This window comes from Marinomonas foliarum (genome assembly GCF_016906065.1).
In the GTDB taxonomy this organism is placed as follows: Bacteria; Pseudomonadota; Gammaproteobacteria; order Pseudomonadales; family Marinomonadaceae; genus Marinomonas; species Marinomonas foliarum.
The window spans coordinates 780,607-802,157 of sequence record NZ_CP070273.1; the positions used below are offsets into that span (position 1 = coordinate 780,607).

22 protein-coding genes are annotated in these 21,551 nt (G+C 42.7%); 11 read left to right on the top strand and 11 right to left on the bottom strand.

Annotated features, from left to right (window positions below):
* Window positions 1-24: 24 nt before the first annotated feature.
* The 5 genes from JSY38_RS03610 to arfB form a co-directional block, all read right to left on the bottom strand.
* Complete coding sequence (locus JSY38_RS03610) at window positions 25-1,158, bottom strand: D-alanine--D-alanine ligase (protein WP_205115292.1); 1,134 nt, start codon at window positions 1,156-1,158, stop codon at window positions 25-27.
* On the bottom strand, window positions 1,155-1,736 hold the full coding sequence (locus JSY38_RS03615) for a DedA family protein (RefSeq protein ID WP_205115293.1): 582 nt from the start codon (window positions 1,734-1,736) through the stop codon (window positions 1,155-1,157). The genes JSY38_RS03610 and JSY38_RS03615 overlap by 4 nt, the downstream gene beginning before the upstream one ends.
* 191 nt (window positions 1,737-1,927) lie before the next feature.
* Window positions 1,928-2,131, bottom strand: coding sequence for a DUF1289 domain-containing protein (locus tag JSY38_RS03620; RefSeq protein ID WP_205115294.1), 204 nt, complete (start codon window positions 2,129-2,131; stop codon window positions 1,928-1,930).
* A 19-nt stretch (window positions 2,132-2,150) separates the two neighbouring features.
* Complete coding sequence (locus JSY38_RS03625; RefSeq protein ID WP_114411819.1) at window positions 2,151-2,606, bottom strand: GNAT family N-acetyltransferase; 456 nt, start codon at window positions 2,604-2,606, stop codon at window positions 2,151-2,153.
* A gap of 50 nt (window positions 2,607-2,656) precedes the next feature.
* Entirely contained in the window at window positions 2,657-3,070 is a 414-nt protein-coding gene (arfB, locus tag JSY38_RS03630; RefSeq protein ID WP_114411818.1) for an alternative ribosome rescue aminoacyl-tRNA hydrolase ArfB, read from the bottom strand.
* A 140-nt stretch (window positions 3,071-3,210) separates the two neighbouring features.
* On the opposite strand from arfB, the gene hisA reads away from it, so the two are divergent.
* Entirely contained in the window at window positions 3,211-3,972 is a 762-nt protein-coding gene (gene hisA, locus JSY38_RS03635) for a phosphoribosylformimino-5-aminoimidazole carboxamide ribotide isomerase (protein ID WP_114411817.1), read from the top strand.
* A gap of 113 nt (window positions 3,973-4,085) precedes the next feature.
* Window positions 4,086-4,877: a hypothetical protein gene (locus JSY38_RS03640; protein ID WP_205115295.1), complete on the top strand. Its 792-nt coding sequence runs from the start codon at window positions 4,086-4,088 to the stop codon at window positions 4,875-4,877.
* Window positions 4,878-4,955: 78 nt separating this feature from the next.
* Here the strand turns inward: JSY38_RS03640 and JSY38_RS03645 are convergent, their stop codons facing one another.
* Window positions 4,956-5,432: a hypothetical protein gene (locus JSY38_RS03645; RefSeq protein ID WP_205115296.1), complete on the bottom strand. Its 477-nt coding sequence runs from the start codon at window positions 5,430-5,432 to the stop codon at window positions 4,956-4,958.
* A gap of 153 nt (window positions 5,433-5,585) precedes the next feature.
* Between JSY38_RS03645 and JSY38_RS03650 the strand changes: the two genes are divergently transcribed.
* Window positions 5,586-6,938, top strand: coding sequence for a sigma-54 interaction domain-containing protein (locus JSY38_RS03650; RefSeq protein ID WP_239544298.1), 1,353 nt, complete (start codon window positions 5,586-5,588; stop codon window positions 6,936-6,938).
* A 92-nt stretch (window positions 6,939-7,030) separates the two neighbouring features.
* On the opposite strand, the gene JSY38_RS03655 is transcribed toward JSY38_RS03650, so the two are convergent.
* Window positions 7,031-7,303, bottom strand: a complete 273-nt coding sequence (locus JSY38_RS03655; RefSeq protein ID WP_114411813.1) for a hypothetical protein — start codon at window positions 7,301-7,303, stop codon at window positions 7,031-7,033.
* A gap of 417 nt (window positions 7,304-7,720) precedes the next feature.
* On the opposite strand from JSY38_RS03655, the gene aguA reads away from it, so the two are divergent.
* The 4 genes from aguA (at window position 7,721) to JSY38_RS03675 (ending at window position 12,756) form a co-directional block, all read left to right on the top strand.
* Window positions 7,721-8,830 (top strand): agmatine deiminase, encoded by a 1,110-nt coding sequence (gene aguA, locus JSY38_RS03660; RefSeq protein WP_205115298.1) that lies wholly within the window; start codon window positions 7,721-7,723, stop codon window positions 8,828-8,830.
* Window positions 8,831-9,120: 290 nt separating this feature from the next.
* Window positions 9,121-10,098 (top strand): GTPase RsgA, encoded by a 978-nt coding sequence (gene rsgA, locus JSY38_RS03665; protein ID WP_205115300.1) that lies wholly within the window; start codon window positions 9,121-9,123, stop codon window positions 10,096-10,098.
* A gap of 187 nt (window positions 10,099-10,285) precedes the next feature.
* Window positions 10,286-10,825, top strand: a complete 540-nt coding sequence (gene hemG, locus JSY38_RS03670) for a menaquinone-dependent protoporphyrinogen IX dehydrogenase (RefSeq protein ID WP_205115302.1) — start codon at window positions 10,286-10,288, stop codon at window positions 10,823-10,825.
* A gap of 62 nt (window positions 10,826-10,887) precedes the next feature.
* Window positions 10,888-12,756 (top strand): cation:proton antiporter domain-containing protein, encoded by a 1,869-nt coding sequence (locus JSY38_RS03675; RefSeq protein WP_205115304.1) that lies wholly within the window; start codon window positions 10,888-10,890, stop codon window positions 12,754-12,756.
* On the opposite strand, the gene JSY38_RS03680 is transcribed toward JSY38_RS03675, so the two are convergent.
* Complete coding sequence (locus tag JSY38_RS03680; protein WP_114411808.1) at window positions 12,753-13,121, bottom strand: Fis family transcriptional regulator; 369 nt, start codon at window positions 13,119-13,121, stop codon at window positions 12,753-12,755. The two genes, JSY38_RS03675 and JSY38_RS03680, sit on opposite strands and share 4 nt — an antisense overlap.
* Before the next feature lie 283 nt (window positions 13,122-13,404).
* Here JSY38_RS03680 and argC point away from each other — a divergent pair, with 283 nt between their 5' ends.
* From argC to JSY38_RS03695, 3 genes are all read left to right on the top strand, one after another.
* A complete protein-coding gene (gene argC, locus JSY38_RS03685; protein WP_205115306.1) occupies window positions 13,405-14,343 on the top strand; it encodes an N-acetyl-gamma-glutamyl-phosphate reductase in 939 nt (312 codons plus the stop codon).
* A 68-nt stretch (window positions 14,344-14,411) separates the two neighbouring features.
* Window positions 14,412-15,827 carry an SLC13 family permease gene (locus tag JSY38_RS03690; protein ID WP_205115308.1) on the top strand — a complete coding sequence of 472 codons (1,416 nt, stop codon included), beginning with the start codon at window positions 14,412-14,414 and terminating at the stop codon, window positions 15,825-15,827.
* A 107-nt stretch (window positions 15,828-15,934) separates the two neighbouring features.
* Complete coding sequence (locus JSY38_RS03695; RefSeq protein ID WP_205115310.1) at window positions 15,935-17,548, top strand: NAD(P)/FAD-dependent oxidoreductase; 1,614 nt, start codon at window positions 15,935-15,937, stop codon at window positions 17,546-17,548.
* A 61-nt stretch (window positions 17,549-17,609) separates the two neighbouring features.
* Here the strand turns inward: JSY38_RS03695 and JSY38_RS03700 are convergent, their stop codons facing one another.
* The 3 genes from JSY38_RS03700 to JSY38_RS03710 form a co-directional block, all read right to left on the bottom strand.
* Window positions 17,610-18,290, bottom strand: coding sequence for a hypothetical protein (locus tag JSY38_RS03700; protein WP_114411805.1), 681 nt, complete (start codon window positions 18,288-18,290; stop codon window positions 17,610-17,612).
* Window positions 18,291-18,375: 85 nt separating this feature from the next.
* Window positions 18,376-19,056: an SPOR domain-containing protein gene (locus JSY38_RS03705; protein ID WP_239544301.1), complete on the bottom strand. Its 681-nt coding sequence runs from the start codon at window positions 19,054-19,056 to the stop codon at window positions 18,376-18,378.
* 67 nt (window positions 19,057-19,123) lie between these two features.
* Window positions 19,124-19,498, bottom strand: a complete 375-nt coding sequence (locus JSY38_RS03710) for a YqaA family protein (RefSeq protein WP_239544303.1) — start codon at window positions 19,496-19,498, stop codon at window positions 19,124-19,126.
* Window positions 19,499-19,783: 285 nt separating this feature from the next.
* Here JSY38_RS03710 and JSY38_RS03715 point away from each other — a divergent pair, with 285 nt between their 5' ends.
* Window positions 19,784-21,397 carry a methyl-accepting chemotaxis protein gene (locus tag JSY38_RS03715; RefSeq protein WP_205115314.1) on the top strand — a complete coding sequence of 538 codons (1,614 nt, stop codon included), beginning with the start codon at window positions 19,784-19,786 and terminating at the stop codon, window positions 21,395-21,397.
* Window positions 21,398-21,551 lie beyond the last annotated feature (154 nt).

Below are 21,551 nucleotides of genomic sequence, written 5' to 3' on the forward strand. Positions count from 1 at the left end.
TTCCTTACAAGAACGTCTCTTAATTTAATCAGTAGCCGGATAATGCTGAATAAGTGCTTTTTCTTCTCGCCACGCTTTTAACAAAGTTCGAATGGTCGGTGATTTAAAACCACGCTTTTTCTGCAAGGCACCTATCTCGAATAAAATTCGATACTGCTTTAGCAAGGTGCTAAAAATGTCGGATAACTTGGTATTGCGGTCCCAAATATGGGTCGCTTCGCTGCTGGCACCATTCATTTCTAAAATAGAAAAGTTTTCGCCTGCCATGAAAGACTCAATGTCGGCAAACTTGATGTCTAAACGGCCGTAGTAGTAGCCATCAACGTCTTTTAAGATCTCATCCAATTTTCGCGTTAATGCTTGCGTGATGTATTGATTGCCATTACGAAAAATCGAGCCACGGCTGTGACTGCCAGCAAACGCGAGAGGATATTCCTCACCGTCTGCGGGAATCCAATCCAGCTTTTGTGTATGACGTGGGAAATACAAATGCGCTAACTGACCGGCTCGTGGGCAACGCTCAATCAGCTGTCTCAAACTGTGCGTGCCGTCACCAACGACACTGGGGGTGTATTTCAAGGTAATGGAAATAATCTCGCCCTGTTCTTGCCCTGGATAACGCACATAGAAGACGCCTGCTTCCGCTTGATATGGCGCTTTACGTTGCAGTAGAAACTGAGCGGAGATAGGAAACGTTTCAATATATTCATGAAGTTGCGCTGCGGATTTCAGTAGCTTGACGCCAACACCACGACAACCTAAATCAGGCTTAGCCACAATGGGAAATGACAACTGAGCAACGTCCATTGCTTGCTGTGCGTTTTCGAATTGCACAGCAACGCTTTCTTGGTTTTTTGTCAGGGTAATAAAAGGTTCGATCCATTTCTTGGCTACCGGACCAGCCAAATTTAATATGTCTGTTTTGGATTCGCCCACCATGCCGCTCAACTTGATGCTTGGGTTAGCGATTAAAGGTAAACAAACATCACCGTGACGCAGCCCAAGAAACAAACTCTGCACGACAACTGGGGCGTAAAAAAACCAACTTGGCATGAATTCATAGGGCGAAATACTCGCTTCTTCTTCAACTTGGAGTAGCGGCATTCCAGCATTAATTTTATTTGGCGCAATGAACTGCCCCTCAACCATGGCACTCATGACATACCTCGCGTAAACGATTTATTAAGAAAACGATTCATTAAAAACAACAGGCCAAATGCCACAGGAATAAGCAGCCATTTCAGTTCTGACACCTGCATAAAAACACTGCTGCCTATTTGATAAATCAGTGTGAACACCACCAGCGTCCAAATTGAAGTAGCAAGCAGAACAGCGCTAAAAAAGACAGGTAATGGAATGACGAGAAAACCACTTAAGGTAAAACCAATGGTTCTTAAGCCGGGGATAAAACGAATTAAGAAAAGGTTTAAAAAAGCACGTTGAATCAGCTTTTGTCTCACGACTTTAAACGAAGAATTGGTTAAGGCTCGATAGCGTAACCATCTGACTTTTCGAGCGTAACGTCCCAAGACATACAAGCCCAAGTCCCCTGTCGCGATGCCGATAAAAATCGACATTAAGGCAAGTGATGAAGGCAAGTCCCCATGGGCAGACAAGGTCGCCGCTGTTGCGATGGCAAGGTCTTCGAGTAAATAAGACAAGAGCACAATACCAACGCACAACAAGGTGAGCGACGCTGTTCCCGATGTTAGCCATACTTGTAATTCTGCAATCAAGGTAAGTTACCTACCTATATCATCTAAAAACTTGGAAAGGTCCAAGCGCTCATATTCTGTTTCTGAAGATTAGACGTGGGCAGATATCACTTTCTTACAAAGAAATTTGAAAAATGAATTTAAAGAAGAACTGAGTACGCTAAATAAGGTAATGGCGAGGACGTAAATATTGAAAATTGCTGGAGAGAATATTAATGATAAAGGGAGTCGTGTTTCTGTTTACGTGCTGAGCAATTAGCCAAAATAGCTGATTTTTCACTTTGATTTGATTGTTGCCAAGCCATGATTTCCTTCATGGTTCGATAGCACCCCACACAAATCTCGTCGTCATCAAGGCAGCACTGACGAATACAAGGGCTTTTTATATTGGGATCGGTTTTATGCGTTTCTGACATAATTTGCAGACCACTACTTTTAGACAATGTTCTTAGACATATTATAACCGGTCACCACAAAACCTATTTTTTCGTATAAGGCAAAGGCGCGTTTATTATAATAAGCCACTCTGAGCTTTATCTGATGAATACCGTTATTTTTAAGCTGTTCTTCAAGCTCACTCATGGCATGTCTACCAAATTGTTTACTGCGATGAGGCTCGGTAATATAAAAATCGCAAATAAACGCCGTTTGGTCTTCTATGTTTATGGTGTACCAAAGATACCCAACCACAATAATCTGGCCAGCAACCTTAGCTTCAATACAGACTAACTCCTGCCCCTTGCTTTCAACACCATCAGGAAAACTGCGCAGCAAATCTTGTTCCGCTATCGAGACAGAATCCGCCATGGTACGACTATAATTTAATGAAATTTCTTGACTGTAATCGGCGATAAAATAATCACGATAGCTGAGAAATTCTTCTTGGCGCATTTTTCTTAGCACTATCCTATCTCCACTAGCCTTACGATGAAGTGAGTTGATTAATCCCAATTGCTCCGGCGTAAGTTTTTAATTTGCCCTTTTTGCTTTTTCTGATCAACGCGTTTTTTCTGTGAAGAACGTGTTGGTTTGGTTGGTCGACGTGCTTTTTGGACCCGAGTTGCTTCAAGAATCAGCTCTTTCAGTCTTGCTAATGCGTCTTCTCGATTTAACTCCTGTGTGCGATGTTGTTGTGCCTTAAGCACAATATCACCCTCTTTCGTTAATCGAGAGTCATTTAGTGCCAACAAACGCTCTTTATAAAATTCAGGGAGCGACGAAGCAGCCACATTAAATCTTAGGTGGATAGCAGAAGAGACTTTATTGACGTTTTGGCCGCCTGCACCTTGTGCTCGAATAGCGGTTAGTTCTATTTCGTGGTCTGGGATCGCCACGGCGAGAGTAATTTGCAGCATAAGATTGCTTTATTCTGTCTAGGTATCTATTTTAATTGGCCATTGTAACAGGCTTAAGAAGTGTTTGCTTTGGCGCATCGTTTCTCTGTACATTATCAGTTACAATCGCCGAAATATTTGAGACCTAATAGGAGTTTTTTGTGACCCAGTTCCGCCCTTGTATCGATCTACACCAAGGCAAGGTTAAGCAAATTATAGGGGGCAGCCTGAATGACAAAGGCGCCACTGAAAACTTTATCAGCGAATTTAACGCAGAACATTATGCCCACATGTACCAAGAACATAACTTACTTGGTGGGCATGTCATTGCCTTAGGTAAGGGTAACCAAGAAGAAGCGCTTAGTGCATTGCGCGCCTACCCGAACGGCCTACAGTTTGGCGGAGGTGTTAACAGCAATAACGCGGCAAGTTATTTAAATGCTGGTGCTTCTCACGTCATTGTGACCTCTTATTTGTTTGAAAATGGCGAGTTTTCCTGGGACAGATTAGATAAAATCAAACGTGAAACAGGCACTGAGAGACTGGTTTTAGACTTAAGTTGCCGCCGTACAAAAGATGGCTGGTACATTGCCACAGATCGCTGGCAAACTATTACTTCGACACAAGTTAACCAAGAAAATCTCATTGAATTGGCAAACCATTGCGATGAATTTTTGATCCATGCAGCTGATGTTGAAGGCTTGCAAGCGGGCATTGATGAAGAATTGGTCCAGTTGCTAGGCCAAGGTTGTCCGGTTGCTGTGACCTATGCTGGAGGTGCTCGCTCTTTATCTGACCTTAAACGTGTCAGCGAATTGTCCTCTGGGAAAGTCGATCTGACCATAGGTAGCGCTTTAGATATTTTTGGCGGACAAGGCGTAACACTGGACGAATGCATCCTGTGGAATCAATCTCAACAATAAACTAACGTTAGAGGCAAGTATTTTGCTTGTCTCTAACGCTTTTCTCGACATAGCACCCGCCATACCTCATACTTAGTGGTCTATTTTTTCGCCTTTAATCTCAGGATTAGTTAATGCTTATACTTCGTTCTGGCCTTTTACTTGCAACGCTCTTCATTAGCGCCTGCTCGATGCCAATTTTTCAAGACTTATCAACGTCTAAAACAGACAGTGTCGATCAAAACGTGTCAAACAACACGCCGGTAGAATCTACAAAATCAACAGTTGTCGCACCGACTACTTCTACTAACGACAATACATCAAACGAAAGCACATCGAATCCGCTTAACAATGTTAGCTCGGTTGATAGTTTGACCAAACAGCTTAGAGCTCAACAAGCATTGGCTAAAGCAAACTATACAGAACTCACAAACCGTACAGGGAAAGCGCCTCAGTTACCAAGCATTTCCAACGTTAACAACTTATCTTCTAACCAGATAAATGATGCAACTCAGCAGCTTCGATCTTATGTGAGCAAAACAAACTCTACATTGGCCTCTTTGAATGCGCGTGTTGATGATCGCCAGAAAGTGGCATTAAACGGAGATTTGATTCGGATTTTCTTGTCTGAAACGACCATTACCCATGGCAACCAAACCTTTAAAGCACAACCTTTGGTTGGCCAATGGATCCGTGGGGAAAGTAGAGCAATTCGATTAAAAGATAATATTCTGTTTGAAGACCCAAAGTCAGAAGATTTGAACATTACTTTTTCTGAAACCTATCAGTTGATTGTGAATAACAAGGTTATTGCGACAATCAATCCTAATAGAGAGAAAAATGATGCTGACTTTACGGTTGCTACCCATGACAATAAAGGTTCTATTGTTGGTAGGTTAGACTTTAGAGTCGTGGATGACGAATAACCCCATCTAGGCATATGGCCTAACTGTCACAACAATTAGGCCAGTTTCGTGGGTTATACAATTCCTACGACTACCACTCTAGCGTTGAATGACCTTGGCGTTACTACGCCATTGCTTCACGTTATCCAATCCTCTTCGTAAAAAGACCAAATAATCTGCGATGATATTGGCAAAGACCTTGTCACCTAGCTGTCGTAGCAACGCCTCTATTCTTTTTAAACCCTGCTCATTTACCAGCATTACACGATTCACGAGATCCTGACCTGTATTGGCACTAAGCGCCGCCAAATATTCACTAGTAATACGACCTGCATCTTGGGTCATCAGCTTTGAGTCTTCCAGCACATTACCAACAAAAGAGAGTAGCCGATCGGCCAAGCGGCGAAACAAATTAGACAGCTTCTTAAAGCCATGTTTATCAAGCGTGTTGTCAACCTGTTCAGACAAGTTCACATTGGCAAAAAAACCATCAAAACACATAGAGATCATGTCATAAATCAACCCCGTGTCTTTATTTGACAGTGACCTTGTCGCTAAACCTCTATCATTTATCACCACTGGCTCCTTTCAAAAAAGGGTGAGCTTTGTGCAAATACGGATGATTAATACCGTGTTTCATGAAAAGTCATGGGCTTACCCCTTTGATCACCTGTAGGCCTATGATTTTATGGCCCTACAAATTTGCACTCTATTCATTCAGGGAAAACGATGATGTCTTTACCAAAGCTCTTTTTGCATGTTCAAGATCCATTATTGGCTTCAGACTTGCTAGCGCTAAAAGGCGTTCAACAATATGAATTGAACGTCAGCTATCAAGAAGAAAGCTGGCTGCAACAACTTGCTATTAGCCAATGTGATGTCGCCATTATTGAAGTGAACCCTGCCGATGGCGATTCACTGCAAGGACTCGTTGATCACCCACTACTTTCTCAAACCGAGTTTCTTTTTTTCAGTAAGGGCGAACCAGACCCAATGTTGGATCGCCTTATTCAAAAAGGCGCTGGATTTCACTATCGTGCTCCATTCAACGTTAAGTCGGTTGAATCTTCACTTAATGAAGTCTTCAACGAGCTAAGTGTGCCAATGCAATACAATAATCCGCAAGCAAGCTACCTAGACCAATTTGGTTTACTAGTCGGCTCTTCTTGCGCTATGCATTCGCTTTATCGAACCATCCGCAAAGTAGCCAGCACCAACACCAACGCCTTCATCATTGGAGAAAGTGGCACAGGTAAAGAACTCATTGCCAACACTCTTCACGTGGTTAGTCCGCGAGCAGAAGGTCCATTTGTTGCAATCAACTGCGGCGCACTAAGCCCAGAGCTGATTGATAGCGAACTGTTTGGTCACGTTAAAGGTGCTTTCACTGGCGCACATAAAGATCACCAAGGCGTTTTCGAGCAAGCAGAAGGCGGAACATTATTTTTGGATGAAGTCACTGAAATGCCTTTTGAGTATCAAGTAAAACTACTACGAGTACTTGAAAGCGGTGAATACAAACCCGTTGGCGCTCAGCAAGTCAAAAAAACCAATGTTCGAATTGTTGCCGCGACTAATCGTGTACTAAGTGACGCTATTCGTGACGATATCTTCCGTGAAGATCTTTATTTTCGTCTAGCGCAATTCCCTATTATGTCGCCGCCATTAAGAGACAGACAAGGCGACGCATGCGGTCTGGCACAACACTTTTTGGCTTACCGAAACGCGCAAGATGGTCAACAAAAGCAACTATCAGCCTCAAGCCTAGAGAAAATTGGCCAATACTCTTGGCCTGGTAATGTCCGTGAACTAAAACACGCTATTGAGCGTGCCTATATTTTGGCGGATCAAACCATTCTCCCAGAACACCTAATTACCAATGCACTTAATAGCCAAGCTGAAACCAATAAAACGTCTGGCATTCCTTTTGGAATGCGTCTTGATAACATCGAAAAAATTGCCATCTTAAAAACCCTCAAAAATAACGAAGGCAACAGGACGGATACAGCTAATCAACTTGGTATCAGTATCAAAACGCTCTATAACAAGCTCGATAAATACGACCAGACTGACTTTTTATAAAGCAATAAAAGCCACATTTTATAAAGCAATAAAAGCCACATTTAAAAAATGTTAGAAAAAAGGCCGATCACTCGGCCTTTTTTCTGCTCATTTTAGCAATCAGTGTCTTTGGCGTTCATGCCTTCTTTTGCTTCTTCACACTTATCTTCGATGGCGTTACCTGTATCGGTCATGGTGTCTTCAATTGAATTGCCAGCGTTGTTTAGCGCATCACCAGCATCATCCATAGTTTGCTCAACAGCATCACCAGCATTGGACATTGCGTCTTCTACTTTGTTGTCATCAGAGCTCTGATCACATGCAGCCAATGTACCAGCAGTAACAAGAACCAAAGCAGTATTTAGTAGAGTGCGTTTAATATTCATAATGGTAACCTCCATTTAACTTCTAAAATATTGAGGACGTTCAGCACTATTGCCTGTCGCCTCACTAATTAACTCAATCAGCTAAGCACCATACATTCGGCCTTTGCTGTTGATTCCCTAAGACTATTGCGAAGGCCATGCCAGTTTTTAAGTTAATCCATAACCAATTGATAAATAAAGAAATATTATAAATTCATTATAAAATAAGCTGACTTAGCTAGCCTCTATCCAGTATTTTTTACAAAAATCCTCGGTAAGCCTTTCCGTCGAGCAATTGTAAAGACGGAAGAAATGTGACCCTAACAACTCATTTACAGCAAAATAGATAAAAATCCACTTGAATGTTTGTGCCTCTCCCATAGAATTGGCGAAAACCTTTATCCTAAAAAGGTTTTCAAGCTTAACGAAGGATCCCCTATGAGCCAGTCGCTTTCTACCTCCCCAAAATTAGATGGTTTTCGTATGCCTGCGGAACACGAACCGCAAGAGCAAGTATGGATGGCTTGGCCAACCCGCGAGGATAATTGGCGAGATAACGGTAGACCAGCTCAGGCTGAATTTGTTGCGGTGGCCACAGCTATTGCTCAAGCAACCGATGTGACCTTTATTGTCGACGCAAAATATTTTGATGAGGCTCGCCGTGCACTACTAAGCCATATCCGAGTCATTGAGATTCCATCGGATGATTGCTGGATGCGTGATATAGGCGCTACTTACGTTGTTAACGACAAGGGTGAACGCCGAGCGAATAACTGGGAGTTTAATGCATGGGGTGGCGAGCTAGACGGTTTATACGATTCTTGGGAACAAGATAATGCTGTTGCTGAAAAAATGGCTGAGGTTACCAATGACGACGTCTATTTTGTCCCTCTTATTCTAGAGGGAGGCTCTATTCATGTGGATGGCGAAGGCACACTTTATACCACTGAAGAATGTTTACTCCACCCAAGTCGTAATCCGAATTTAAGCAAAGAAGACATTGAAGACCTACTAAAGTCCTATTTGAATGTTGAAAAAATCATTTGGCTTAAAAGCGGCCTTTATAACGATGAAACAAATGGCCACGTCGATAACATCATGCACGTCATTCGCCCAGGCGTGGTTGCGTTAACAGATTGTGAAGATCCAAGTGACCCGCAGTACGCAATTAGTAAAGCGGCACTAAAAGTACTCAGCCAATGCCATGATGCAAAAGGTCGAGCACTAGAGATTATTAAACTCCCACTACCAGGACCACTATTTGTTTCAGAAGACGAAGCCAAAAACCTAATAGAGAGTGATTCGATGAATCGTCAAGCAGGAGAACGCCTAGCAGCTTCTTATGCCAATTTTTTAATAACCAATGATCATATTGTCTTTCCTATCTTTGGCATTAGCACAGACAAACAAGCACAACAAATTCTGCAAACAGCGTTTCCCGATCATAAACTAATAGGCGTTTACGCGCGCAACATATTGTTAGGTGGCGGAAACATTCATTGCATTACCCAACAGGTTCCTAAGAAGTGCGTGATTAAAGCGACGTAGCAGCCTTTAATACATTTTAATTGATTATCTCTTAGCGACATCTTTTTGCTTGGACACTGACATAAAAGAGACCAAAATCCGCCTTGGTTATAAGGGTAATATTTCTGTTTGTAGCTTACTCCCACTGTGCTAATGTGGCAGAGTAACGCCTTTTAAAAATGCTTCATAACGCATTGGTGTTTTGTATATTTTTTGGCTAGAACATCAACATAATAGTTAATGTTCGGTTGTACTAATTGAAGCGTATTGCTTCTAATTTACGATGGCGTATTTCGCTTGGGGTAATATTAATGGATTCCACGTTTACTTTATTGGATCTAGGCTGGCAAGCTTACTTTCAACAACAGTTATCATTGGATGATTTAGAATCTAACCGTATTGCACGTATCTGCTCTAAAACAGGCAGTAACTACGAGCTTGTTACTGAATCTGGCTTTTTCACTTTAGAAGACCACTTAGATATGCCAGATATGGCAATCGGTGACTGGGTTGTTGCCGATACAGATAACAACTTTTTACGCCTTTTAGAATCTAGCTCTACATTTGAAAATATCGCTTCAAATATAGATACTGTGTTTTTAATCTGCGCATTAAATCAAGATTTCAATCTCACCTTGATCAAACGTTATTTGGAACTGACCCATAACGCTCAAGCTGACGCTGTTGTGATTCTAACGAAAGCAGATACCTGCGAAGACGCTGCAGAAAAACGTGCCCAAGTAGAAAAGCTTGATCCACTGCTCATCGTAGAAACTGTTAATGCTTTGGATGCTGACAGCCTACGCTGCCTATCGCCTTTGCTTAAGAAAGGCAAAACTATTGCTTTATTAGGCGCGGTTGGCTCTGGTAAATCCGCACTGATCAACACCTTGATGCAGACCACAGCTGAAGGCAAAGCTAAAAGGAACATTGGCGATTCTGGTGCCTTAAAGATCATGCCATCCGGCGCTATCTTATTAGATACAGCTGGCATGCGTGAATTACAACTGGCTGAATTTGATAGCAGCACGATTGCCAACTTTGCAGATATGATTGCTCTTGAGAAGCAATGTCGTTTCACTGACTGCCGCCACGAAGGTGAGCCAGGCTGCGCCATTAAAGCGGCGGTCAAAGCGAACCAAATTGACGAACAGCGCGTTGCAGATTTCTTATTACTTCGCAACGAAGACGGTGATGACGATCAAGTGACTAAATCCAAGCCACAAGAAAAGTTCTATCGCAGTGCGCAATCTGACATTCGCGCCAGAAAGCACAGTTCTGCCGAGTAATATTGAGCACATATTCCAACAGACAAACAGAAAGCGGACTGCTAAACACAGTCCGCTTTTTTTATGTTTTCTACAATTAAAAGCCACCAGCAATGCCTCTTCCCTTTACAGCAAGCCATTGAGTGTTTATAACAAGGCCTCGATACGTTTTCTCCCACTCCAACTGAGGCAGCTTTTCTGAATCTTCATGTCTAATACTCTATTGATTTACTCTACCACAGACGGCCACACCACAAAGATCAGCAAAAAAATGCAAGCTATCATCGAGAGTCAAGATCACTCGGTTACGCTTTTACCTGTCGAAGAAGTCACAACTGACACTCTAACAAACCATGACAAAATAGTAATCGGTGCTAGCATTCGTTATGGCAAACACCAAAAAATCGTTATTGATTTTATTGAGCAAAATAAAGCGCTGCTTGAAAGCAAACTCAGCGCGTTTTTCACCGTTAACCTAGTGGCTCGTAAACCTGAAAAATGCCAACCTGCGACCAACCCGTACATCATTAAACTTTTAGCGCAACTAGATTGGCAGCCAACTGTCCAGGGCGTATTTGCAGGTAAATTAAACTATCAAAAATACGGTTTCATCGACCGCAATATGATTCGCTTTATTATGTGGATGACTAAAGGACCAACTGATCCCTCCACCAATATGGAGTTTACTAACTGGAATAGTGTTGAGCAGTTTGCTCAAGCGGTTTGCGATATGCAGCCAACCCAATAGCGAAAACGCCTGATATAGATGAGAACACTCTCTTCTTAAGAACATGATAAGGAAACGACATAATGACTGATGCCTTGCTGTTAACCTTTATTTTTTTGGTTGCGGGAGTCATTTCTGTCCCAATCGCATCGCGGCTCGGCCTAGGCTCTGTTTTAGGCTATTTATTAGCTGGCATTATCATCAGCCCTCTATTGACGCTGCTCGAAGTAGATATCGTCTCCATTCAGCACTTTGCCGAACTAGGCGTCGTCTTAATGCTATTTATTGTTGGTCTTGAGCTGAATCCCAAGAAATTATGGGAATTAAAATCCAAATTACTCGGTTTAGGGGGCGGACAAGTTACACTAACTGCCCTTTTTATTACGGGGATTGGGATGTTTTTAAATCAAGAGTGGCGCACCAGCTTGGCCATAGGTTTGGTTCTCGCACTTTCTTCTACTGCCATTGTTATTCAAACCTTGACCGAAAAAGGCTTAATGAAGTCTGATGGCGGTCAATCTTCTTTTGCGGTTTTGCTCGCTCAAGATATAGTAGTCATTCCTATATTAGCTTTTATTCCTTTGCTCGCTACACCAGAATTAATCGCTTCTTTAAGCAATGCAGCAGCCGCGTCTCAGGGGGAAAGCCACTCTGTCTCTTTGGTAGATGGCTTAGAAGCATGGCAAACTGCTTTAATCACGATAGGCGCTATTGGCGTTGTGGTATTGGGCGGTAGCTTTTTAGCAACACCTATTTTTCGCTTTATCGCAGTAGCTCAATTAAGAGAGCTGTTTACCGCAACCGCATTGATGTTCGTGATTGGCACCACACTGCTTATGTCTTTGGTTGGCTTGTCTCCAGCTCTTGGCACCTTTCTAGCGGGTGTGGTGTTGGCTAACTCGCCTTATCGGCATGAGTTAGAAAGCGATATCGCGCCATTTAAAGGTTTGTTGCTGGGTCTCTTCTTCATGACCGTTGGTGCGGGTATCAATTTTTCTCTATTGTTTAGTGATTTTGCCTCTATTTTTGGACTAACCATCGGTCTTATTTTATTAAAAGGCGTCACTCTGCTGATCTTAGGTCGACTTTTTCACATTCGTGGCTCGAATAAATGGCTGTTTGCTCTTGGCCTTGCCCAAGCAGGTGAGTTTGGCTTTGTATTGCTGTCTTTTACTGTCAGCAATGCCGTAATCCCACAAGATGTGGCCGATGTTTTACTGCTGGTAGTGGCACTTTCTATGTTGCTCACCCCCATATTATTCATTATTTATGATCGCATCATCGCACCACGCTATGCCACAGACCAAACAGCGGGCTCGCACGACGAAGATATGCCTGATGATAATAAAATCATCATTGCTGGCTCAGGACGAATGGGCAGCACAATAGACAATCTGCTGCGATTGGCCGGTTATCACTCAACGGTGATTGATTTCAGTGTGAAAAGACTAAGAGCACTGCAAAACTTTGGTGTTAAAAACTACTTTGGTGATGCGACTCGACCTGACTTACTACAAGCTGCCGGCATAGACGAGGCATCCTTATTGATCATTGCTATTGATAATCCAGAGCAAATCACCAAGCTCGTCAAATACGTTAGAGAAAGCCACCCTGATGTACACATCATTGCGAGGGCTTTCGACAATAATCACGTCTACGACTTATGGGCGTCTGGCTGTCGAGACATTATCCGTGAAAACTTCGACAGTAGTTTGCGCATGGGCCGATCAGCCTTTGAGGCACTAGGAATCTCTCATAACAAAGCAGAGCAGATGATCGATGTATTCAGCCAACATGACAAAGTATCCATGGTAGAAGTTGCCGATGCCCATCAGATCGGCGTACCATCCCACGAAAATAAAGTCTTTATTGCTCGGCTTAGAAAATATTTGGAAGAGAAGAATCCACAACTCCAGAAAGCCATGAAAGACATTCAAGATCAAACAGATTAATGTAGTTTCATACTCGGTTGTAGCTTAGCGAGTCGTTCATTCCATTTCCCACCGTGGGAACGCTCGCAGGCTTCTTCTGTATCAAAGCCCACCTGCTGACGAAGCTTATTCAATTGAATATTTACAGCGCTTAACTCACGGTTAATAAGCAAATAAAAAAAGTCATCCTGCTTAGCGCCAATGGCGTTGGCAAGAGCTTCATCTGTTTCAAACACGCAAATGATCTTTAACGAATTTGGGAATGCATTGTAATTAACGACATGCGTTAACCAAACAAAACCGTCAACCTTTCCAAGCGCCGCTTCACATACATTGGTCAGCGCACTTCTTAGTGCATTATCGATTTTCTTGTCAGACTTCTTCATAAAAATACAGAGTAAAGATGAACAAGCAGGAAGTGTAACCTCTCGTGAAGACTCAACCAAGGCGACTAACTCAATAACCTAAGAGAGACAGAACAAAACATCGGGTCAAGATAAACAAACTTTTTAAAAATTAAGCGTTTTTATCAACTATTCAGTCGCACCTTGATGCATTACACTATTTGTAACGATAGAACCCCCTCTTAACTAGTCGATAGAAAAGCAGATATGCGTCAAAACGCCCTGCTTTTGCATTGAGATAAGACACCCAGTAAGGAATTACGCTGTGAAAAAAGTATTTATTGATGGCGAGACAGGCACTACCGGTCTTCAAGTAAAAGATCGCCTTGTAAAACACCCGTATATTGAAATCATCAGTATCGATCCAGATAAAAAACGTGATGTAGAAGAAAAACGTCGTCTGATGAAAGAAGCGGATGTGACTGTACTTTGCCTACCAGATGATGCGGCCAAAGACAGCGTTGTTTTAGCCAAAGAAGAAGGCTGTCGTATTTTAGACGCCAGCTCTGTTCACCGTGTTGCAGATGGTTGGGTTTACGGTTTACCTGAACTTGATACTACCCAGCGTGAAAAAATCAAAAACGCGCAGTTTGTGTCTAACCCTGGTTGCTACCCAACAGGCGCGATTTTGTTATTGAAGCCTTTGGTTGAGGCTGGATTACTGCCTGCGTCTTATGATTATTCTATCAACGCTGTATCTGGCTATAGTGGCGGTGGTAATGCATTAATTGATCGTTTTGAAAGTGGTAACGAGGTTCCTGTGTTTGGCGCCTACGGTTTGGCTTTCAACCACAAACATTTAGCCGAAATGAAAAAGTGGTCAGGCTTGGATAACGCACCGATTTTCGTTCCAAGTGTGGGTAATTTCCGCCAAGGTATGCTGACATTTTTGCCTATCCAGCTCAAAGACACCGTTACCATGGCGCAACTACAAGCGAAACTGGCTGAAGTGTATGCTAACGATACTTTTGTGACAGTTAATGAGCTTAATGCCATTGCGGACAGTGCAGCGCCATTTTTGACACCTCATGGGCTTGAAGATACCAATCAAATCGAATTATCTGTTCTAAGTGAGCCCGGCAATAAATCCGGCATACTTGTCGCCAAACTAGATAACCTTGGAAAAGGGGCCTCTGGCGCTGCCGTACAAAACCTTAACATCATGCTAGGTTTTGACGAGGACATCGCCGTTAACCTTCGCTAATAAAAACATGAGATCTTCGTTATATTTACTTTAACGAAGATCTCATTTTATTCAATTTGAGCACTTTAATGCATAATAAAAACAACGCTTCAGCGATAGCCCGCCAATCCCCCAGCAAACCTAATTGGCAGCTGTATTTAGTGTTTGCGCTGACAATTGCTGTTGGAGCACTTTGCTACCCATTTCTTACGTTGAACCAAACCCTGGTCGCAGCGCTGTTGTTTATTTGTATCGCCTTTTGGGCAACCTCTCTTATTCCTGCTTATTTACCTGCACTTGGCTTATTTGCTGTCTCTACCTCTGCAGGACTAGCACCTAACCAAGTGGTTTTTGCGGGTTTTACATCTTCTACTTTCTGGCTTTTGTTCAGTGGTATGGTATTTGGGGCAGCCATCAATCACACGGGTCTCAACGTTAGAGCAACCCGTGTGCTTATGGTGATTTTAGGCAACAGTTATCAGGGAACAATTATAAAAATTGCTCTCTTCGGGATGGGGTTGGCTTTTCTTATACCGTCCGGCGTTGGCCGAGTTGTGTTAATCATTCCTATTATTGCTTATCTAGCCAATCACTTTGGCTATGATGAGAACTCTAATGGTCGAAAGGGTATGTTACTGGCGGCGGCATTTGGTACGTTTTCACCTGCTTTCTCTATTTTGCCCGCTAACGCCCCCAATATGCTTTTATCTGGTATGGTTGAAGCGCTATACAACACACCATTTTCCTATTGGGATTATTTGCTTCTCCACTTCCCTGTCTTGGGATTCGGTAAGCTTATTATTACAGTCAGTGTGATTCTCTGGCTATTTCCTGATAGAGACCCTAATTCAGCTATACAAACATCAATCGAGAAAACTACTATTAGTACAGTAGAGAAACGCTTATTGCTCATACTGTGTGTTTGTTTTGCTTTCTGGTTTACTGATTCTATTCATCATATATCTGCTGGCTGGGTAGGTTTAGTCGCTGCTACCATTTGCCTCTGGCCCAAGCTTGGCGTAACGAGTAAGCACTGTTTAGATAAAGACCTTCAGTACGGCACGCTGTTTTTTACTGCCGGCGTAATTGGCCTTGGCGCTATCATTGCTTATTCAGGCCTAGGTGATGTTTTAGTAAACTATCTCACAACCTTAGTCCATTTCTCGCCCGATTCTCCACTCACAAATTTGAGCTTGCTCACTTTTATTTCGACCTGCGTCGCCGTTGTCATGAACTTATCGGGCGTACCTGCCATCATGACGCCTATGGCCAGTCATCTATCTGACATTACAGGCCTATCAACTAATACGGTACTCATGACACAAGTATTGGCCTTTTCCAATGTTTTATTGCCTTACCAAGCACCACCGCTTATCACGGCTATTGCACTCGGTAATTTATCGATCAGCGCTGTCACAAAAGTATGCTTGGCAACCTTTGTGCTAACAAGTCTTGTATTACTGCCACTGAACTTCCTTTGGTGGCATATTCTGGGAATGTTTTAAGCAAGAAAAAGCCCAAGGTGATTCCATTTGATAACAGCTTTTTACGCGAAAATGTCGTATTATCCCCGCTATTAGCCATTTACCCAGCATTCTAATTATTGATTCCTATGATACGACTTTCCAATATCCAACTTCCTCTTGATCACGACGCTAGCGCAGTAGAAAACGCGATTTTATCCATGCTTGATATTCCAGCGGAGAAACTCGTTAGTTTTAACGTTTTTCGTCGCGGCTACGATGCACGCAAGAAAACCAACATCATGCTGATCTACACCTTGGATGTTGAAACGACGTGCAATGATGACTTACTTAGCCAATTCGCAGATCATCAACAAGTCAAAGTGACACCAGATTTAGACTATCATCCAGTGGCACACGCTCCTGTAACCTTGACCGAACGTCCTATCGTGATTGGTTTTGGCCCTTGTGGTTTGTTAGCCGCTTTGGTGTTGGCGCAAATGGGTTACAAGCCAATTGTGCTGGAGCGCGGTAAAGAAGTACGTGAACGAACTAAAGACACGTTCGGTTTTTGGCGTAAGAAAATTCTGAACACTGAGTCTAACGTACAGTTTGGTGAGGGCGGTGCAGGCACTTTTTCAGACGGTAAACTTTACAGTCAAGTAAAAGACCCAAAACAATACAGCCGCAAAGTACTCAACGAATTTGTAGCTGCGGGCGCACCGGACGAAATCCTTTACGTCAGCAAGCCTCACATTGGTACCTTTAAGCTGGTTGCCATGGTCGAGAAAATGCGTGCACAGATTATTCAATTAGGTGGTGAGATTCGTTTCAGCTGTCGTGTCGATGATTTACATATCGAAGACGGCCAAGTCACTGGCGTTACGCTTGCTGATGGCGAACAACTGCACTCTAAACATATTGCCATCGCCATTGGACATAGCGCACGTGACACTTTCGAAATGCTGCATGAAAAAGGCGTATACATCGAAGCCAAGCCCTTCTCTGTTGGCTTTCGTATTGAACACGAACAATCCTCTATCGACAAAGCGCGCTTTGGTCCAAACGCAGGCAACGAAATTCTTGGCGCGGCGGATTACAAACTGGTTCACCACTGTAAAAATGGTCGTTCGGTTTACAGCTTCTGCATGTGCCCAGGTGGTACTGTGGTTGCCGCTACATCGGAAGAAAATCGTGTTGTAACCAACGGCATGAGCCAATATTCTCGTAACGAACGCAATGCTAACAGTGCAATTGTTGTGGGTATTGATCCTTCTGATTATCCCGGCGGCCCGCTCGCTGGAATTGAATTCCAACGAAAACTCGAAAGTCTTGCGTATGAACTGGGCGGTAGTAACTACGATGCGCCGGCACAAACAGTGGGTGCGTTTTTACGTAACGAAACACCGAAGTCACTAGGTACAGTCGAGCCGTCTTTCAAACCGGGTATTAAACTGACTAACCTAGCCGATGCCTTACCTGATTTTTGTATTGAAGCAATCCGTGAAGCGATTCCAGCCTTCAATAAGAAGATTCGTGGTTTTGCCTTCGACGACGCTTTATTGACTGGTGTCGAAACTCGCACCTCTGCGCCGATCAATATCAAGCGCGATAATGACAGCCTAGAAAGCATCAATACTAAAGGCTTATTCCCAGCGGGTGAAGGTGCAGGCTACGCAGGCGGTATTATGTCAGCCGCTATTGATGGTATCAAAATCGCCGAAGCCATGGCCTTGAGTATTAACACGAAAGCTTCAGTGTAAAACGAAAACGGGAATGCAGATTTCGCTGCATTCCCGTTGAGTATTTTGATATCAATATAGATTAAATCACATCAAAACAAATAAGCTTCTCGCCCTGATTTATAACAGTATTTTCACCTAAAGAATCCGTAACATCCGCTAGACCATTCAAGGTCCCAGTAATAAAAAAGTAGTCTTTATTACCATAACCACGATGAATACACTGAAGTATCCCCTGCGCTACTATGTCTTTTTTCTCAGCAACCAGTTCATCAATGTTTGCTGAGAAAGTGTAGTCATTACCACCACCTTCAAAGCTCAAGGTTCCAGCAATACTTTTCGAGGAAACAAACGCACCGTAGTTAAAATAAAAATCACAGGACAAATGATTCGAGGGATGGATCCCTGCACGAATTAGCTCCACCGCAGCTAAGGGAGCTAACGCTGCAACGACGCCTTCGACCGCATCAACAGAACTTGGCACCGCTAGCTGAAAACATACTTCCAGCTCAGTGCCACGAATAGCTTGCTGAGAAATTTTCTCTCCCATGCAAGAAAACACTTGGAAATCAAAAATGGGAGAAAGGATAATCACACCATCTTTGTTAACGACCTTCCAGCCAGCTATTGTCGCGCCGCGGCCAACAATCTCCGCAATTAACGCATCCTGCGCCCTGCAAACATCATCAAAACTATCCGTTAATGACAACCCTGCTTCATGCACAAAGTCCTTAACTATCTGAGAATATTCTTCAAAAATCATATAGTGGCAACTTTAAAGTAAGCTATAAAACATTTGCTAGGGGTAGTCTCATGGTTTATCTACCCGAACTTAACTTGGCTCTAAATCAATATACGCTGAAAGCTTGTCCATTGTATTGAGTCAGTAAGCAGTCTCCGCCCTTTTCTTTTAGCATCTTGCAAAAGTCAGAGCTAAACGACTTACTATTAAATGGTCCCACTTTCACTTGATACATAATTCGACCATTTACCTCTTTTTCATTGATAAGAGGAGTTAAACCTTCAAATGACGTAGGGGATTTTTTTTGCATAGCTTGCCAGCCAATAATAGCGTCTTCCCTTTTTAGATAAGCGGCAACCTGAACACCATAATCTGATTTTGACGTCGCTACAGGTGCTGATGCTACGGGAGCGGCAACAACTGGCGCAGCAGCACTTTCCATGGCGATACTTGTACTCATGCCTGAATCGTCCATATCCGAAGCAGGCGTGACTGCTGGAGCCACATCAACGGCTGCCATGCTCTCACCAGTAATCAGGTTTTCTTCTGCTGAAACTTCAGTCATATTGCCTGTATCTTCTTGTTTCAATGCGGCAAGTTCAGCTTCTAAAGCATCAAGGCGTTCTAATTTAGGTTGAATTGCCTGCCACTGTTCATCGTGAGCACGCACTTTGTCCTGCAAATCGTTATAGGTCATGAAAGTGTTCTTTTCATCCACTGATGAGCAAGCGGCAAGTGATAAGCCTGCAATAGCAACAACAAGTAATTTCTGGGATGTTTCCATCATTATATTCTCCGTGTACATCATTTAGGCTATTCGCTTACTTTCATCTGAGCTATCAAATTATGAGCTGTCAGGTAAATAGTAAGTGATGCCCCCACAAAATTAAGGCATAACGGGCCGCTTTGCCAATCAAAACCAAGGGTAAAAAATACCAAATAGGTGTTCGTAACACACCTGATACTAAAGCAATCCCATCACCAACAATAGGAAGCCAAGTGAATAACAGACTAACCATGCCATATCGATTGAAAAAATGCTCGGCTTTCTGGCGAGAAGTTGCGCTTATTGGGAACCACTTAGCACCTTCAAAACGAATTAAATAACGCCCTAGTAGCCAGTTAGTTAAGCCACCTAAGGTATTACCTAAACTGGCCAAGCTCCATAATAAAAATATCGATAATGAAGCATCGCTAGCATAATAAAGTAGTATTCCTTCTGATCCCATAGGCAAAATCGTTGCTGAAAAAAAGGATACTAGAAATACAGATAGGTAACTCCACACAATATTGCCAACCCATTCTCTTATTGAAATAATAATTTATAAATAACAAAACCTTGATCCAGCTCAATTTTATCAACTAGGCAATTAGCATAAAAACGATTACTCTGTGGAAAATGCTTTTACACATTTATCTATTCAATTCATTCCTTAATGAGCAGAAACTATATTCTGAGCTCACGTTCGGTTTACTAAAACTACTCTAAAATATTTCATCTATTCGGAGCAGGCATGCTAGAACGCGTTAATGATATCAAAATTCGTTACAAGCTATGGGCAATTATTGCCTTGATGTCCATGGGAACGGCAGCGTTAATTCTTGTTTCTCTCACTTCTTTGTTTAATAGTCACGTAGACGCCCGTAAAGATCGAACTCAAGATATTTTAAATATCGTCAATACTACGTTGACGCCATTTTACGAAAAGCAAAAATCTGGTGAACTAACCGAAACTCAGGCCAAACAACACGCCATGGCGCTATTGTCATCGTTCAAATATGGAGACCAACAAAGCCTCTGGATAATTGATCAAGGCAGCCAGTCACTACTGAGTTCACCTACGTCCTATAAAAACACAACACTGCCAACCAGTTTAAAAAGTGTGTTAAAAACACCAACTTCCACCACCACTAATAACTATCAACCAATAGAATTTGAGTACCAGGGCAACGACAATATTACACATAAAATGATTGCTACAGCGTCTACTTTTACGCCGTGGAAAATGACTATTATTGCCACTGCGTCACTAAACGCAGTCATAGATTTCTTTCTTGTTGCTCTGGTGGATTATGCCATTCTTGTCGGTGTGTTAACGGTACTGGTCGGCGGCTCTGCTCTTTACATTATTCACCTAGTGACTAGTCGAGTAACGTCTCTATGTAAAACTATGACGTCAGTACAGCATTCAGGCGATTTGACACAGCGAGTGGAATTTACAGGCAAGGATGAAATGGGAGAAATGGCCCGTGCTTTTAATAGCATGATGAACGATTTCCAATCTATTGTACGTAACGTTAGCCATTCCAGTGAAACCTTAGACAGTATTGTCGATCAAACCAATAAATCTACGACAAAAACAGCCCAAGGCGTTACCAAGCAGCTATCAAATACAGGCCAAGCAACGGACTTAATGCAAAGTGTCATGACCTCAGTAGAAGACACACTGTCCATTGCTGAACGTGCCAATACGACCACCCAAGAACTTGGCAAACATTCTAAGCAAGGCCTTGGCGTTATGGACAAGGCTAACCAAGACATACAGCAACTGTCTGTGGAAGTTGGCGAAGCTGCATTGCAAATCCAAAAATTGCGAGAAGATGTCACTCATATTAGCGATCGATTAGGCATTATTAGCGAAGTGGCTGATCAAACAAATTTACTGGCCCTTAACGCAGCCATTGAAGCAGCTCGCGCCGGCGAGCAAGGCCGAGGGTTTGCCGTAGTGGCAGACGAAGTTCGTCAACTTGCACAGCGCTCACAATTAGCTGCAACTGAAATTGGTGGGCTTATAGAGCAGCTTACACAACAAACACTAGATACCGTCAAAGTCATGGGATCTGCTCGCAATACGGCAAACCAAGGTGCTGAGCAAACCTCTCAGGCAGGGCAAGCATTTTCTGAAATAGCCAATGGCGTGTTATCTATATCTAAACTCAATGGCGATATAAGCCAAGCAGCTGAACGTCAATTTGAGTCTTCACAAACCGTGTATCAAACACTCGAAAGTATCGCCAGCATTTGTGAAGAAACCAACCATAACTCAAAAGATATCCAATCTTCTGTTAATAACCTGCAACAATGTGCCAGTCAGCTGCGCCAACTTGTTCACCAGTTCAGTACCTAAAATGAAACATTGCCATCACTTCTTGCTCTTATATCGTGCATAGAAATAGGATTTCGTTAAAATCGCGACTTTTTTATACGTTATGTAAGAAAGAAGTCTCTTTACTACTTTAACTTATTGGTGAGTCCTATTAAGTTTGGGTATAGTGATTTAA

Coding starts and splice junctions, on each gene's coding strand:
- JSY38_RS03610 (WP_205115292.1), bottom strand. CDS start 1,158: ATGAGTGCCATGGTTGAGGGGCAGTTCATTGCGCCAAATAAAATTAAT.
- JSY38_RS03620 (WP_205115294.1), bottom strand. CDS start 2,131: ATGTCAGAAACGCATAAAACCGATCCCAATATAAAAAGCCCTTGTATT.
- JSY38_RS03625 (WP_114411819.1), bottom strand. CDS start 2,606: ATGCGCCAAGAAGAATTTCTCAGCTATCGTGATTATTTTATCGCCGAT.
- arfB (WP_114411818.1), bottom strand. CDS start 3,070: ATGCTGCAAATTACTCTCGCCGTGGCGATCCCAGACCACGAAATAGAA.
- JSY38_RS03640 (WP_205115295.1), top strand. CDS start 4,086: ATGCTTATACTTCGTTCTGGCCTTTTACTTGCAACGCTCTTCATTAGC.
- JSY38_RS03650 (WP_239544298.1), top strand. CDS start 5,586: ATGATGTCTTTACCAAAGCTCTTTTTGCATGTTCAAGATCCATTATTG.
- JSY38_RS03655 (WP_114411813.1), bottom strand. CDS start 7,303: ATGAATATTAAACGCACTCTACTAAATACTGCTTTGGTTCTTGTTACT.
- aguA (WP_205115298.1), top strand. CDS start 7,721: ATGAGCCAGTCGCTTTCTACCTCCCCAAAATTAGATGGTTTTCGTATG.
- rsgA (WP_205115300.1), top strand. CDS start 9,121: ATGGATTCCACGTTTACTTTATTGGATCTAGGCTGGCAAGCTTACTTT.
- hemG (WP_205115302.1), top strand. CDS start 10,286: ATGTCTAATACTCTATTGATTTACTCTACCACAGACGGCCACACCACA.
- JSY38_RS03675 (WP_205115304.1), top strand. CDS start 10,888: ATGACTGATGCCTTGCTGTTAACCTTTATTTTTTTGGTTGCGGGAGTC.
- JSY38_RS03680 (WP_114411808.1), bottom strand. CDS start 13,121: ATGAAGAAGTCTGACAAGAAAATCGATAATGCACTAAGAAGTGCGCTG.
- JSY38_RS03690 (WP_205115308.1), top strand. CDS start 14,412: ATGCATAATAAAAACAACGCTTCAGCGATAGCCCGCCAATCCCCCAGC.
- JSY38_RS03695 (WP_205115310.1), top strand. CDS start 15,935: ATGATACGACTTTCCAATATCCAACTTCCTCTTGATCACGACGCTAGC.
- JSY38_RS03700 (WP_114411805.1), bottom strand. CDS start 18,290: ATGATTTTTGAAGAATATTCTCAGATAGTTAAGGACTTTGTGCATGAA.
- JSY38_RS03705 (WP_239544301.1), bottom strand. CDS start 19,056: ATGATGGAAACATCCCAGAAATTACTTGTTGTTGCTATTGCAGGCTTA.
- JSY38_RS03710 (WP_239544303.1), bottom strand. CDS start 19,498: ATGGGATCAGAAGGAATACTACTTTATTATGCTAGCGATGCTTCATTA.
- JSY38_RS03715 (WP_205115314.1), top strand. CDS start 19,784: ATGCTAGAACGCGTTAATGATATCAAAATTCGTTACAAGCTATGGGCA.